This is a genomic window from Prevotella disiens (assembly GCF_900454955.1).
Lineage (GTDB): Bacteria > Bacteroidota > Bacteroidia > Bacteroidales > Bacteroidaceae > Prevotella > Prevotella disiens.
Map to the genome: position 1 here is coordinate 1,041,126 of NZ_UGTL01000001.1, position 14,255 is coordinate 1,055,380.

Sequence of the window (14,255 nt, forward strand, 5' to 3'; positions counted from 1 at the left end):
GTGTTGCTTTTTTAGTTATTGCGACGTCTTATTACTTCATAAATAGTGCCAATTCCACTTGGGTAGTTGGTGATTGTTTTGTTTTCATACACTTCTAACCAACTATCTTTATTCATTTTCACTTCAATTAGGTTTTGTTCTTTACACAATTTTGGCTTATAATCAATCACAGCAACCGTATCTATGCTATCGTCTGCTATGGTGTCGCTTTCAGCCTTATCATAACTTTGATAAGTATCATATTTGGAGGACATGGAAGTTACATTGCCATTAAACGTAAACTCCTTGCCTTTGCCTTTTTTAGCATCAGAAACATAATGAAAAGAGACTTCGTTTTCTTTGAGTTCTCCCTCTTCGTGGTGTCCCTCATTGTATCTTATGCGGTAAGCACTGGTAAAGGTATTAAGCCCAGGCAAGAATATTTGTGTAAAGATATTAAACGTTTTCCCTTCTTGCATATCGGCTATTAGCTCTTCATCGCTTTTAGTAAGTTCATCTTGCATAAACGATTTACCACTCTTGCGTGCTTCTGTTATAAATTTTTTATATATTTCCGTAGTATTGATAGCCTTCCAGTTGCTCATTTGTTTAGAGAACATAAGACGGAAATTCAACCCTTTTAAAATATCTATAACCTCTAAAAAATCTTTTGAATCATTGTGACCTATTATCGATTTAGGTAAACCTATATCGATAATTTTCATATCCATGATGTAAGCGTATGGGGTAGCTTCAATCATTGTCAATGAAAACTTATTGGAAATGGTATCGCCAGAGCTTATGTATTGCGTCAACGCTGTCATGTAATTAACATTATACCAAGAATGAAGTTCAACCCCTTCTACCATTGTTCCATCAGAATTTCGTTGGAAAGATTTTGTGAAAAAGCATTCGTAAGTTGCAGTTTGTCCTTTTTTAAAGTCGGATAAATAAGTTTGTTTGGGTTGTGCTGAAGCCAAAATGGCTACGAACAACAATGAAAAAAGTGTGGCAATTTTCTTCATATACTTTCGGTTTATTATGTTATAAATGTGGAAATAATCTTCCTTTCATGTGTTGCAATTCAGCAAAATCAATTCCATTTTCGTTCACAAATATAAGAATATCCTTCCAAATCTGCAAACAATTATGCAAGGATTTCAGAAAAAAGAGAAGAAGAAAAGTTATTTTGCAGAAAAAAGTTTGTACTTTCGCAGTGGATTAATTAAAGAAAGGGCTACACGATAGCCAAGATATTTAAAATAAAAAGAAGATGAACAAGATGAAGTTTTTATTGATGAGTGTTGTTTTCGCCACATTTGCTTCATGCGGAACAACTTCTACTGTGCCACTTACAGGACGTAAACACAGAATAAGTATGACTGATGGCGAACTTTTAACCCTAAGCCAAACACAGTATTCAAAGTTCATGGCAAGTGTAAAAAAGTCGTCAGATGTAAAGAATACACAAATGGTTGCACGTGTAGGTCGTAAACTTGCCAACGCCGTAGAAAATTATTTACGCAACAATGGTTATGCTAATGAGATTCAAAACTTCCAATGGGAGTTCAATCTTGTGCAAGATAAACAAGCCAATGCTTTCTGTATGCCAGGCGGAAAGATAGTTGTTTACGAAGGATTGTTGCCTTACACACAAAACGAATCAAGTCTCGCCATTGTTTTAGGACACGAAATTGCACACGCAGTAGCCAAACATAGTGCAGAGCAAATTACCAAACAACAAAATCAAGGTATAGGAACCGCTATTATAGGCACAGTTCTTAACACGGCAGTAGGTTCTGGCACAGGCGATATTTTCAACTCTGTCGCCTCAACAGGCTTATCACTTTTGAACTTGAAATATAGTCGTAGCAACGAAACAGAAGCCGACTATATGGGGTTAATGTTTGCTGCAATGGCAGGTTACGACCCACAAGCTGCTGTTCCTTTCTGGCAACGCATGGCTGCAAACTCACAAAGTTCTACTTTACCATTCATGAGTAGCCACCCTTCTGATGCCTCTCGTATCCAGAAAATACAAGAATGGATGCCTGAAGCCATGAAGGTTTATCAAGCAAACAAAGCTACAACCAAGCCTGCCACAACTACAAAAAAGAAAAGAAAGAGATAAGATATTGTCAGCGTTTTTCCTCTCTACAACTCACGTTTGTTAGGGAAACACGAAATACACTTATTTGATTTATTTTTAAAAGTGCCTGTTTTGAATCGCAAAACAGGCACTTTTGGTATGCAAAATAGGCTCTTTTGATAATATTATATGGATTCGACGAATTGATGTTCAAGCATTCTTGTTTGTTTTTTCTATTTTTAAAATCGCTATTTCACTCTTTTTATTTGAGAATAGGATAGAGTATTTACCTTTATAATATGGTGTAAAAAGTAAAAAAACTAATCTTGGTTTTGATATAAAGAAAGTTTTAAGTATTTTTGCCGACTGAAAATGAAAGGAGCAAGCTCTAAGGCTCAGTTCGGTCAAGTGGTCTGGGTGAGCATTGAAGACCTTAAACGACTGAAATAAGGTCGGTTTATGAATGAATAATATATTGTTTTGCCCAAAAATATTGGAATAATCCACGTAAAGCAAGGAACATAAGAAAAGCTATCCAAAGGGCATTGTTGCCCCAATAAGGTTCGGCAATGAAATAAAAAACAAAGAAAAACAACATTGCAACAACCGAAGTTACCAACATTCCTTTGGTTTCGGTAATTCCAATGAATATTCCATCGTAAACGAAAGCAGCTACTCCAGCCAGTGGAATAAGATAAACCCAAATCAGATAAGGCGATGCTGCCGCAATAACTCGTTGCTCATCGGTGAGTAAACGCAAGAAATCTACGCCACCAACGACATATATAAAAGTAAAAAGAACCACCATTAAGACTCCAAACTTGAATAATTGGCACTTCATTTTACTGAATCCTACTTTGTCATTTGCCCCATAATATTTACCGCTAAGGGCTTCTCCAGCGTAGGCAAAGCCGTCCATAAAGTATGAAAAGAGCGTGAACATGGTCATTAACAAAGTGTTTACCGACAACATCATCGCACCTTGTTTGCCACCAGCACTGGTAAAAAACATATTGACGGCTACCAAACAAAGTGTGCGAAAGAATATATCACGATTCACAACAAAGAATTTTTTCCACGATTCTATGTGCTTCAGCGTAGAAGAGAATAGTGTCCAAGTGGCTGAAACATGAGCTTCTAAAGGAATAAGTTGCCCGTTTTTAATACCACTTTTCACAAAATAAAGTGCCAAAATAAAGCCACTCCATTGGGCAATGAGTGTTCCCGTAGCTACTCCTTCTATCTTCCAGCCCATGAAAAGGACAAAACAAAGCGATGCAAGAATGTTGATAATATTTTGCAAAATGGCTATCATCATTGGTATTTTGGTGTTTTGCATACCAATAAACCACCCCGTTAAACCATAAAGACCCAACATGGCAGGTGCGCCATAGATGGCTATTCGGAAATAAGCTCGCACAAAATCAATAGAACTTTCGGGCGTATTCATGGCTTTTAGCATCAATAATTCTAAGAAACGTTGTCCCAAAACAAAGGTAAAGCCCATGCTTATACCAATGGTTAAAGCTCGAAAAAGAACTCGCAACGATTCGTCCCAAGCCGTTTTTCCGTAGGCTTGTGAGGTCATTCCGCTTGTTCCCATACGAAGAAAGCCCAATATCCAATACATAATATTGAATATCATCGACCCAATTGCAATTGCTCCAATGTAGTTTTCGTTGCCAATATGCCCGACAATTGTTAAATCAACCAACCCTAAAAGCGGCACGGTGATGTTGCTAACAATCGAAGGTAAAGCAAGATTTAGTATTTCTTTGTTGATATTTGCCACGTTGTTCTGAAACTTTTTAGCGTATATAATCCTTTGAAATTAAGTCGTAATAGAGTGCTTCCAACTCTGGTAAAGTCAATTTTTCTACCGAATGCTCAATCACTCTGATAAGCTCTGCACGACGATTTTCGTCTTGTACTTTATTAAAATCCATAGTTTTATAATTTTGCTTCTAATGCTTTTATGGCTTCTTCCATGTCTTTGGCAAACGAAACATGGTTTAAAAGGAACTCTTTTCTGCTCTTGGCAAGTTCCAAATACAGTGCTTTGTTCATGCCGTCTACATACGATGCAATGGCAAACTCAATGTCATCGCGTTGCGTTTCGCTCGTTGAGAACTCGTAAACACGATACTTTTGATGCAAAAAACAATAGGCTGCCTCGATACTATCCCTGCTTATCATCGTACAATATCCTTACAATAAAGTGTGAAATACTTCCACAATGGAGCTGCCATCATAGCTTGTTTAAACTCTCCTTGTAGCAACATTTCGTACGTTTGCTGTTTGGTTCGCAAGAAACTCTCAATATCTTCTGTCTTATCGAAATGAGTTGGCGATGTAAGACGCACTCCACGGGCTAAGAAACAATAGCATAAATTGTTCATGATGCTTGGGTTTGGCGACACCACCATGAGTTCTTCCCATGTTCCACCAGTATATCCTGTTTCTTCTTCCAATTCTCTTTTTGCTGCTTCTAAGGGTGTTTCACCCTCTTCGACACACCCTGCACACGTTTCAGTCGATACGATTTGCAGCCCATGACGATATTGTCGTTCTAATACAAGCATACCTTCTTCGGTTTCAGCTACCACGTTTATCCATGTAGGGTATTCCAAAACATAGTATTCATCGTGTACTGTTCCGTTCGGAAGTTCCACTTTGTCGCACCGAGCCGTAAGCCATGGACGTTGAATAATATATTCTGAGGATAGCTTTTTCCACATCATTTCCTCGTCAGTTCTTTGCTTTTTCATCTTCTTTTAAACGGTTATGGAATTACTTTAAAACGTATTCTAAACGAACGGGCATGCTCGTCCCAATTCGTTCCTAACATTTCAAAACGTCCAATCTGTGCTGTTGAACGTACATGTTTGCCAATGCAAGGACAAACATCATAATCTCCGATACGAACAAGGCGTATTTTTTCGCTTGCATCTTCGGGTAATCGGTCTAAAGATACTCCCTCTGGCAATTCGTTACGGTCGGCAAGTTCGTAAGTTATCGGCATATCCAACTCGATTAGTCGGTTCATTTCGTCTTCAATAGCCTTTTCTTCTTTGCGCAAAGGCTTATGGTCTAAGAGGAAAGTCATCTTACTTTTCTTTCGCTCAATGTGTGCATTCTTGCTTCTTTCCGCCCCAAATATGCGCCCCATAAGTTGGTTTAAAAGATGTTCTGCGGTGTGAGCAGGTGGAAATTCCTCCTTATTATGCTCATTAAAGATATAATCTGTCTCCATTACTTTAACTTTAAAATTCGTCCATAATTACCTTTTACACTTATTGGGATAGGCTTTTCGGCTTTAAAAGTAATTGAAAATTCTTCTTTACTAAGCAAATCTTCTGCTAAAACTTCTTGCTCTTTCATTTCAAGATAATCGAAAGCATGTTGCGGAACATTCAGTTCTATTGCTTTTTCACTATCAGAAAAGTTTGCGACAACCAGCAAAACAGAATCTTTATACTTACGAATGAAAGCAAAAATCTTGTTACTATCTATCTTATCACTGCCCATATTGGCATACATTAAGTCGAAACTTTTGCCTTTAGAAATAGCTTCTTCTTGGTTTGAACACTGCAAAATAGCTTGGTAAGTCTGCTCCAATTGCTTCTGTTCTTGAGTCAATTTCGTCCGATTATAATAACCCTTATAAATTGAATCGACACACCAATAATCGAAAATCGTAGTCCTTCCGTCTTTACCCGAGAAACCTTCCTCGTCCATACCTTCTTCGCCAAACTCTTGCCCAGCATAAATCATAACAGGATTGGTTTGCAATAGTGCAGAAACAAGCATTGCAGGAATGCCTCGTTTCATATCTTTTGCAAAGAAATCGGACGCTATACGTTGCTCGTCATGGTTCTCAAGAAAGTACAACATATTGTCTTTTATATCGTCAGTTGCCTGCCATTGTTGTGAAATAGTATATGCTGGGCGATTGCCACACATTACATCTCGTAAACAATCGTACATACCAACTTTGTCGTAAAGGTAGTTGAAGCCCGATGAAATGTAAGTTCTATATTGTTGAGGGTCGTACACTTCACCTATGAAAACAATGTTTGGGAATTGTGCTTTCACCTTTTTGGTGGCATATTTCCAAAACTCTGGTGGCACCATTTCAGCCATATCGCATCGAAAACCGTCCACTCCTTTCTCTGCCCAGAATAACAATATATCAGTCATTTTGTGCCAAGTATCGGGAATTGGCATATAGTGCGTACTTCTTCCGCCCCAATCACAATAGTCAATACCATAGTTCAGTTTGACTGTTTCGTACCAATCGTTGGCTTGAGGGTGTGCGTCAAATTTATCATTCCCAGTGCATCTTGCCACTGTTTCTATGTATTCCGAATCGGTAAAACCATAAGGTTGCGGGATAGCAGAGGTATCTAACGCTTCATTCGGACAATAATAAAAGTTATTATTCGCATCAAAATGCTTTTTCGTATCATCGGTTTCACCCAAATCTTTTACACCTTTTGGCTTGCAAATACTTTTATATTCGCGTGCTACATGGTTTGGAACAAAATCGATAATCACCTTTAATCCAACCTTATGCGTGCGTTTTACCAAGTCTGTAAACTCGTTCATACGTTCCGAAACGTTCTCCGCAATATCGGGGTCAATATCGTAATAATCGGTAATAGCATAGGGCGAACCTGCCAAACCTTTTACCACACGAGGCGTTTGGCGTGGAATACCGAACGAACTGTAGTCAGTGCAAGTAGCATGGCGTAGGATTCCCGTGTACCAAATTGTATTTGCACCGAGGGATTTGATTTGATTTAATGTTGCCAAATCAAAATCGTTCATCTTTCCAACTCCATTTTCAGCAAGCGTACCATGCCTTTTTCTATGGGTATTCTTGTTGCCAAAAATGCGTGTAAATACTTGATATATTACTAATTTCATTAGGTTGGATTTATCTTTAAGGTGGTTCTAACAATTACCACCGCAATATTATGAGCTTAAATTATGGGTTAACCCCCATTTTATCAAATAAAAAAGGACACAATACCCAGTACTTCCTTCTAACCTTGCGGGCATTTTGATTATCTCGCTGCCGAGTATAACCAGTAGAAATACAGGGGTTTGTGTCCCTACATGAAAATTATTGAGGTAGAAAATTTACCTTATTACGTCTGTAAATATCAGAAAATTATTCTACACCATGAGCGTTTACGCCCTTATCTATTCTTCCTATCATGCCTTGCAAAGCCTTTCCTGGACCACATTCTACAAATTCTGTTGCACCATCGGCTATCATATTCTGTACACTTGCTGTCCAACGAACACTTGAAGTAAGCTGTGCAATGAGGTTTGCCTTAATTTCTGCTGGGTCAGTATGTGGTTTAGCATCAACATTCTGGTAAACTGCACATTTAGGAGCAGCAATATTGGTAGCTTCGATACCTGCTTGCAACTCATCTTTTGCCGATTGCATGAATGGAGAGTGGAATGCTCCGCCCACTTTCAAAGGCAATGCACGCTTTGCACCAGCAGCTTTCAACAGTTCGCAAGCAGCATCGATACCTTCTTTTGAACCTGAAATAACCAACTGACCAGGGCAATTAAAGTTGGCAGCAACAACCATTTTGCCTTCGTTTGTTACTTGTTCGCAAATTTCAACTACTTTTTCATCGGCTACACCAATGATTGCAGCCATTGTGCCAGGGTTTAATTCGCAAGCCTTTTGCATGCAATTCGCACGCAAAGCAACGAGTTTCAAACCATCTTCAAACGACAATGCGCCAGCTGCTACTAATGCAGAGAACTCACCAAGAGAGTGTCCTGCAACCATTTCAGGTTTAAATTCATCGCCTAAGCAGAGTGCTGAAATTACACTATGAAGGAAAACTGCAGGTTGAGTAACATTCGTTTGCTTCAACTGTTCGTCTGTTCCAGCAAACATAATATCTGTTATTTTGAAACCAAGAATGGCATCGGCTTTATCAAACAATTCTTTTGCTAAAGGGTTGGTGTCGTATAGGTCTTTGCCCATACCAACAAACTGTGAACCCTGACCTGGGAATACAAATGCTTTCATTACTTTAAATTCTTCTTTTTAATTATCTTTAGGCTACAAAAGTACAATAATAATATGAAACTCGCAAATTTCAACCTGTTCACATTATAGTATAAGCTACTAAAGTTTTTTCTGAAAATATAAAACCTATTGTTTTGAACATCAAAAGTGCCTATTTTGAGCCTCAAAAGAGCCTATTTTGGACTCCAAAATAGGCTCTTTTATATTTTATTTGACTTCAAATGATTTACTCAGATTTCATGATACGCTTTTGATTCGTATAAAATATTTTTCTATACATACTCCCTTTGTCAGCAAAAGCTGTGTAATTTATCCTTTCTTGATTTGCGTTTTCTTCTTCTAACCTTCCACCCCGACCACAAACACCAAGCCAAAGCCAATCCCATGATGCTGATATAGAAGATTGTTCCCATGCCTAAGAATGTGTAAATGCGACCTGTATGCACTTCCACGCAAACGTTTCTAAGCGACATAGGTAAGGCTTTCATTCCGTTAGGCATAGCGATAGCCTTTGTTCCTTTATAGTAATCAACTGCTCCATTGTTTGTTTCAAAATCTTTAGCATATCCGCTTATAGCGTGTTCGCTTATCGGTATTCCTTTGATAGGTGCAGGTTTTCTATTTGTAAAATAGTCTTTGATGTTTCCATTTGCTCTTTTCCAAACGTAAAGTCCACTGAACGAACCTATTAACCACTCTCCATTTGTCCTTTGCTCCATAACGTTTATGCCCATAACACTCACGTTGGGTTGATGAATTTCGGCTATGGGCTGGTCGGAAAGCGACTTCATGGCGTAGAAACCATTTGCTGTTGAAAGGAGCCAATCGCCCTTTTCATTGTCGTATCTAATGCCTCGCAAGTTGTCGTTCCATGGATTGGGATTGTCCATTGTCGTGAAAGGCAATGCAGTAATGCGCCCCGATGCAATTGCTATTAAGCCTGGTGGACGTAGAAACCAACCTGTCAGACAAAGAAACAAGGTGAAACCGATACTCCATATTCCTATTTTGTTGTGCAAAGGTATGAAGATGTGTTGTGCTAACCGCATGTATTTCTTGCCTAAATGTGGTGCAAACCAATAGAAAAAACCTGTAAAAGTTAGTAAAAGAAGCACTAAGGCTATGCAATCAACAACGATTTTTCCAACAAATCCAAAGAGTTCGCCACTATGAAGCGACCATATTGTTCTGAAAAGTGAGACTTTATGGTCATCGTTGTTGGCTGGTTGCAAGGTTATTTTTTCAAATTTATGATAGGGTTTTGTGGCTAAAAATAGGTTCGACCTACTTGCTACCACGAGTTTTCCATCCTTTTGAGTAATATCTACTAAACGTTCGCCCTCACTTTTATCTAAGTTTATTTCGTGCCAAACGTTGTTTGCGCCTAACAAATAAAGTCCGTATTGCCCTACAGCAAACAGCTTTCCCGAAGGAGTGAGGCACATTGCCCGAATATTCCGATGGTCTACACCTTGCGGGAGACCTTGATTGAAATTCTTAATACTCTTCTTTGTAGAGTCAGTTAGCCAAATACCATTGTTGCCATAGATTAGAATTTTATTGTTCCAGGCAATTGTACCTCTTAAAAGTCCATTGTTCCAAGCTTCATAGCGGTAGGTCTGGGGCAAATGAGTTCTACTAATGTTCACTGAATCGAACAATATTGGGTGGTTTAACACGATGCCCGAAAGGCAGAACATGATGAGGAAAAAGCTCAATACTATTCCGAACCATTTATGATGTTTATGCCAACTGGCTTTTTTCATATACTTAATTTAATTGTGAAGGGTTACTTTTACAACTATCTTTCTTTGCTTTTGAGAATAGTTTCATACACAAAGGAAACGCAAGAAGACTTGAATTATTGTCAATATTTGCTTAATTCAAAAAAAAACCTTTTCTTTGTAGTCATAAATCAAATATTATTGAAGAAGAAATGATGAAAAAAATCATATTATTACAGTTGCTTTTGTTGCTTGTAGTGGGTGTTTATGCCCAGCGACCTAACTATTTAAAGCTCTCTCCGTTGGTGCGTGAAGCGGTTACGGAGGTAATTGTAGAAACAAGGAAAGCACCTTCTATCACCCGAAATCCCGAAAATAGAACGTTGACAGCCTTTGCTAAATTTAGCAATGACGCTGAAAAAACCATTCAAAACTTTGGGTGTGAAGTGTTGGCAAAGGTGGGAAATGTTTACATTCTCTCTATTCCGTTGGATAAAATTGCTGCTCTTTCCAATCAACAGAATGTTTTGCGCATAGAAGCGGGCAGGTCTAATGAGGTGCAAATGGATACTACCAAGCTGTTTATCAATGCTTTACAGGTTTATGAGGGACGTCAATTACCGCAAAAATATACGGGTAAAGGCGTTGTAGTGGGGGTTCAAGACGTTGGTTTCGACCTTACTCACCCTACGTTTTACAGTGTTGATATGAGTGAATACCGCATAAAAGCCTTGTGGGACCAACTCTCTACCGACACGTTGAATACGAGTTTGCCTGTTGGTCGCGACTATCATAGCCAACAAGAGTTGATGAAAATAGGACGTTCTTTCGATGGTTTGATAGAAACACACGGTACACATACGGCAGGAATAGCAGCAGGAAGTGGGGCAGAAGGCGATGCGAAAGTGAGTCCTTATCGTGGTATGGCTTATGAATCGGACATTGTTATGGTGGCAAATGCCGTAGGTAGTAACATACAATTGATTGATAAAAAGAATTATTACAAATACACTTACGCTACTGATGCGCTCGGTTTTAAGTATATTTTCGACTATGCCGACCGTCAAAACAAGCCCTGTGTCATTAATTTTAGTGAAGGCGGACACGAGGATTTCCAAGGTTATGACCAGCTTTATTATGAGATGCTTGACAAATTGGTGGGACCTGGACATATCATTGTGGCTTCGGCAGGTAATAGTGCCGATTGGGTGAACTACATTAACAAACCCAAAGGTGTGGAAAGTAGTGGGGCTTTCGTTTTAGGAGGTAAAGAAAGAGCTTCGTTTACACTGAAAAGCGACCAACCTTTTACGTTCCGTTTTGCGGTTTATGCTGACAGAACAAATCCATTTTTCTTTGAAATTCCAACGCAAAAGATAGTAGAAAGCAAGGATTTTTTGTTGGAAGATTCTATCGTAATAGGCAAACAGAAATACATTTATCGTATGTTGGCTTATCGTTCAAGCTACAATTCGAATGAAATGGCATACGATATTATGCTTATAAGCAAGCCCGATTTAGGGCACAATGTGCCGCTTTCATTGGAGATAGTGGGTGTAGATGCAGCCGTAAACCTTTACCGATTGAGTGGATATTTGTTGCCTAATGAGTTGAATCCGCAACTTAAAGCAGGCGATAATAGCCACAGTGTTCACTCGCCTTCGAGTGCAAGACGTGTTATTTCGGTGGGTGCAACGGCTTATAGGCGTGGCTTTTACAATTATTTAGGTGTATGGAAAGACTATAATAAAGGTACTGACGGACGTAGAACATCGTTTTCGAGTGTAGGACCAACCCTTGATGGGCGTACGAAACCTGATGTTATGGCTCCTGGACAAAACATAATTTCGGCTTATAGTAGTTTCTTTATCAACAATCCCGACAACGTTGGCGAGCTGGGTTCTGATGTAAAACACTTCCCTTTCAATGGTAAAACCTATGCTTGGAACAGCAATGGGGGCACTTCAATGTCGTCGCCTATCATTGCAGGAGCCATTGCTCTTTGGCTTCAAGCCTATCCACGGCTAACACCAGAGGATTGTTTCGATGTGTTTAGTAAGACTTGCACGCATTATGACGCTTCGCTTTCTTATCCGAACAATCTTTATGGCTACGGACAAATTGATGTTTACGAGGGTTTAAAGGAAGTTTTGAAGAAAGCAGCAGCAGGAATTGAACAGGTGGAAGACACGCTAACGTTGCACAACGATAATAAGATTTATTATTTAGATGGTCGTTTTGCAGGTACAAACGAAAATCTTTTGCCTTGTGGTATCTACATTCGCAACCATAAAAAGTTCATAAAACGATAGGGCAGAGCAACGAAAAAGCCCCATTAAGGTAGCAATTTTCTCTATCCTTAATGGGGCTTATTATGCCTCATGGTGAACCTTTATGGAACTTTATGGCGAACCTTTGTGGAAATTCGTGGCGAATCGTTAGAACAGTTCGCCGTGTGTCGTTAAAAGATTTCGCCGTTATGGGGCTTTATTTAATGATAAGTTTATCGCTTCCAGCTGCTTTAAAGCTCATGTCCAAGCCTTTAACGCTGTGAGTAAGTGCGCCAAAAGAAATAAAATCGACTCCTGCTTTGGCATAAGGAATCATTGTTTCGAAGGTAATTCCGCCACTTGATTCAGTTTCGCAGCGTCCATTAACGATTTCAACCGCCTTGCGTGTGTCTTCAGGCGTAAAGTTATCGAACATAATACGGTCGCAACCTTCTGCTAAAGCCTCATCTAATTCCTTAAAATCACGCACTTCACATTCTATTTTTAAGTCCTTTCCGTGTTCTTTGCAATAGGCTTTTGCTCGTGAAATAGCGTTATGCACACCGCCACAGAAGTCAATATGATTGTCTTTAAGGAGTATCATATCGAACAAACCAATACGATGATTCATGCCACCACCAATCTTTACCGCTTCTTTTTCCAACATTCGCATACCAGGAGTGGTCTTTCGTGTGTCTAAAACTCGTGTTTTCGTGCCAGCATCTATCAGTGCTTGTTGGTATTTATGGGTCATTGTTGCAATTCCACTCATGCGTTGCAAAATGTTCAGCATAAGGCGTTCAGTTTGCAAAAGGCTTTGTTCACGTCCTTTTACACTCATCACGATGTCGCCAACCTTTACCTTTTCGCCATCTTTTATATATACTTCAACCTGCAATTCAGGGTCGAACTTCTTGAAAACTTGTTTGGCTATTTCTACACCAGCAAAGATTCCGTCTTGCTTTATCAATAGTTTGCTTTCGCCCATTGCATCTTTTGGAATGCAACAAAGTGTGGTATGGTCGCCGTCGCCAATATCTTCGCTAAAGGCAAGGTCGATTAATTTTGCGTTTAATTCGTCTACTTGTAACATTTTCTTTATGAATAAGTGGTGGGAAATGTACGCTTTAATTTATAAACCTAATTGTTTTGAAATTTCAAGCATTCTGTTAATTGGTCGCACAGCCTTCTCTGCAATCTCAGAGTCTACCTCAATAGTAGGCCATTCGTGTTTAATGCAGTTGTAAAGTTTGCGCATTGTAATGAGTTTCATGTAGTTACATTCGTTACAGCCACTTTCAATATCCTCTGCAGGTGCAGGAATAAAAGTCTTTTGTGGGGCAGATTTTTGCATTTCGTGTAAGATTCCCACTTCCGTAACCACAATAAATTCGTTAGCATCGTCATTGATACTGAACTTCAACAAGGCCGCTGTGCTACCCACTTTGTCGGCTATTTCAGCCACTTCCTCTCTACATTCAGGGTGAACCAATACCTTTGCATTAGGGTGTTGTTGCTTTAATTGCTTGATACCTTCCACAGAAAAACGTTCATGAACATGGCAACCGCCGTCCCAAAGCAACATATTGCGCCCTGTTATGCGGTTGATGTAACCACCAAGGTTCTTGTCTGGACCGAAAATAATCTTTGTATCTTTAGGGAATGATTCTACGATTTGACAAGCATTGCTACTCGTTACCACCACATCGGTAAGCGATTTTATAGCTGCTGTCGTATTCACATAACTGATAACAGTATGATTGGGGTGAGCTTTGACAAATTTTTCGAACGCATCGGTAGGACAACTTTCTGCCAAAGAGCATGAAGCATTGAGGTCAGGCACAATGATTTTCTTTTCAGGACAAAGTATTTTGTTGGTTTCACCCATGAAATGAACGCCGCACATAATAATAATATCAGCATCGGTTGTGGCTGCTTTTTGTGCCAAAGCCAAACTATCGCCAACAAAATCGGCTAAATCTTGCACTTCTGCATCGGCGTAATAATGCGCCATAATGACTGCATTCTTCTCTTTACACATACGCTTTATTTCAGCTTTAATGTCGGTATTGGCAGGGGTAGGCTCGTCTATAAATCCCTGTTCGCTCCATTTCTTGTCATTCATGTTG

General features: G+C 39.3%; 13 protein-coding genes. 2 read left to right on the top strand and 11 right to left on the bottom strand.

The genetic code is table 11. The annotated features are described in order from the left end of the window. Positions 1 to 11: 11 nt before the first annotated feature. Positions 12 to 1,004 carry a hypothetical protein gene (locus DYI03_RS04590; RefSeq protein ID WP_021668445.1) on the bottom strand — a complete coding sequence of 331 codons (993 nt, stop codon included), beginning with the start codon at positions 1,002 to 1,004 and terminating at the stop codon, positions 12 to 14. A 248-nt stretch (positions 1,005 to 1,252) separates the two neighbouring features. Between DYI03_RS04590 and DYI03_RS04595 the strand changes: the two genes are divergently transcribed. Then, positions 1,253 to 2,110 (top strand): M48 family metallopeptidase, encoded by an 858-nt coding sequence (locus tag DYI03_RS04595; protein WP_021668447.1) that lies wholly within the window; start codon positions 1,253 to 1,255, stop codon positions 2,108 to 2,110. A gap of 415 nt (positions 2,111 to 2,525) precedes the next feature. Here DYI03_RS04595 and DYI03_RS04600 read toward each other — a convergent pair whose 3' ends face one another. From DYI03_RS04600 to DYI03_RS04630, 8 genes are all read right to left on the bottom strand, one after another. After that, entirely contained in the window at positions 2,526 to 3,860 is a 1,335-nt protein-coding gene (locus DYI03_RS04600) for an MATE family efflux transporter (protein WP_021668450.1), read from the bottom strand. Between the two features lie 16 nt (positions 3,861 to 3,876). After that, positions 3,877 to 4,014: a hypothetical protein gene (locus DYI03_RS13405; RefSeq protein WP_004357295.1), complete on the bottom strand. Its 138-nt coding sequence runs from the start codon at positions 4,012 to 4,014 to the stop codon at positions 3,877 to 3,879. A gap of 4 nt (positions 4,015 to 4,018) precedes the next feature. Beyond that, positions 4,019 to 4,264: a hypothetical protein gene (locus DYI03_RS04605; protein ID WP_021668451.1), complete on the bottom strand. Its 246-nt coding sequence runs from the start codon at positions 4,262 to 4,264 to the stop codon at positions 4,019 to 4,021. Further along, entirely contained in the window at positions 4,261 to 4,836 is a 576-nt protein-coding gene (locus tag DYI03_RS04610; protein ID WP_004357236.1) for an NUDIX hydrolase, read from the bottom strand. Before DYI03_RS04610 ends, DYI03_RS04605 begins: the two co-directional genes overlap by 4 nt. 14 nt (positions 4,837 to 4,850) lie before the next feature. Further along, positions 4,851 to 5,321, bottom strand: a complete 471-nt coding sequence (locus tag DYI03_RS04615) for an alanyl-tRNA editing protein (RefSeq protein ID WP_021668452.1) — start codon at positions 5,319 to 5,321, stop codon at positions 4,851 to 4,853. Then, on the bottom strand, positions 5,321 to 6,997 hold the full coding sequence (locus DYI03_RS04620; RefSeq protein WP_021668453.1) for an alpha-amylase family glycosyl hydrolase: 1,677 nt from the start codon (positions 6,995 to 6,997) through the stop codon (positions 5,321 to 5,323). The genes DYI03_RS04615 and DYI03_RS04620 overlap by 1 nt, the downstream gene beginning before the upstream one ends. Positions 6,998 to 7,244: 247 nt before the next feature. Further along, the gene (gene fabD, locus DYI03_RS04625; RefSeq protein WP_004357343.1) at positions 7,245 to 8,132 is read right to left on the bottom strand and encodes an ACP S-malonyltransferase; all 888 of its coding nucleotides are present in this window, start codon (positions 8,130 to 8,132) and stop codon (positions 7,245 to 7,247) included. A 290-nt stretch (positions 8,133 to 8,422) separates the two neighbouring features. After that, positions 8,423 to 9,898: a PepSY-associated TM helix domain-containing protein gene (locus tag DYI03_RS04630; protein WP_021668454.1), complete on the bottom strand. Its 1,476-nt coding sequence runs from the start codon at positions 9,896 to 9,898 to the stop codon at positions 8,423 to 8,425. A gap of 173 nt (positions 9,899 to 10,071) precedes the next feature. Between DYI03_RS04630 and DYI03_RS04640 the strand changes: the two genes are divergently transcribed. Then, the gene (locus DYI03_RS04640; protein ID WP_036869828.1) at positions 10,072 to 12,168 is read left to right on the top strand and encodes a S8 family serine peptidase; all 2,097 of its coding nucleotides are present in this window, start codon (positions 10,072 to 10,074) and stop codon (positions 12,166 to 12,168) included. Positions 12,169 to 12,343: 175 nt separating this feature from the next. Here the strand turns inward: DYI03_RS04640 and nadC are convergent, their stop codons facing one another. Then, entirely contained in the window at positions 12,344 to 13,219 is an 876-nt protein-coding gene (gene nadC / locus DYI03_RS04645; protein ID WP_021668457.1) for a carboxylating nicotinate-nucleotide diphosphorylase, read from the bottom strand. A 39-nt stretch (positions 13,220 to 13,258) separates the two neighbouring features. Further along, on the bottom strand, positions 13,259 to 14,251 hold the full coding sequence (nadA, locus tag DYI03_RS04650; RefSeq protein WP_004357441.1) for a quinolinate synthase NadA: 993 nt from the start codon (positions 14,249 to 14,251) through the stop codon (positions 13,259 to 13,261). Positions 14,252 to 14,255: the final 4 nt, after the last annotated feature.

What these genes read in the sequence shown, in the direction of transcription:
- DYI03_RS04595 (WP_021668447.1), top strand. Translation starts at nt 1,253, where the DNA reads ATGAACAAGATGAAGTTTTTATTGATGAGTGTTGTTTTCGCCACATTT.
- DYI03_RS04610 (WP_004357236.1), bottom strand. Translation starts at nt 4,836, where the DNA reads ATGAAAAAGCAAAGAACTGACGAGGAAATGATGTGGAAAAAGCTATCC.
- nadA (WP_004357441.1), bottom strand. Translation starts at nt 14,251, where the DNA reads ATGAATGACAAGAAATGGAGCGAACAGGGATTTATAGACGAGCCTACC.
- DYI03_RS04640 (WP_036869828.1), top strand. Translation starts at nt 10,072, where the DNA reads ATGAAAAAAATCATATTATTACAGTTGCTTTTGTTGCTTGTAGTGGGT.
- DYI03_RS13405 (WP_004357295.1), bottom strand. Translation starts at nt 4,014, where the DNA reads ATGGATTTTAATAAAGTACAAGACGAAAATCGTCGTGCAGAGCTTATC.
- DYI03_RS04615 (WP_021668452.1), bottom strand. Translation starts at nt 5,321, where the DNA reads ATGGAGACAGATTATATCTTTAATGAGCATAATAAGGAGGAATTTCCA.
- nadC (WP_021668457.1), bottom strand. Translation starts at nt 13,219, where the DNA reads ATGTTACAAGTAGACGAATTAAACGCAAAATTAATCGACCTTGCCTTT.
- DYI03_RS04605 (WP_021668451.1), bottom strand. Translation starts at nt 4,264, where the DNA reads ATGATAAGCAGGGATAGTATCGAGGCAGCCTATTGTTTTTTGCATCAA.
- fabD (WP_004357343.1), bottom strand. Translation starts at nt 8,132, where the DNA reads ATGAAAGCATTTGTATTCCCAGGTCAGGGTTCACAGTTTGTTGGTATG.
- DYI03_RS04630 (WP_021668454.1), bottom strand. Translation starts at nt 9,898, where the DNA reads ATGAAAAAAGCCAGTTGGCATAAACATCATAAATGGTTCGGAATAGTA.
- DYI03_RS04620 (WP_021668453.1), bottom strand. Translation starts at nt 6,997, where the DNA reads ATGAAATTAGTAATATATCAAGTATTTACACGCATTTTTGGCAACAAG.
- DYI03_RS04590 (WP_021668445.1), bottom strand. Translation starts at nt 1,004, where the DNA reads ATGAAGAAAATTGCCACACTTTTTTCATTGTTGTTCGTAGCCATTTTG.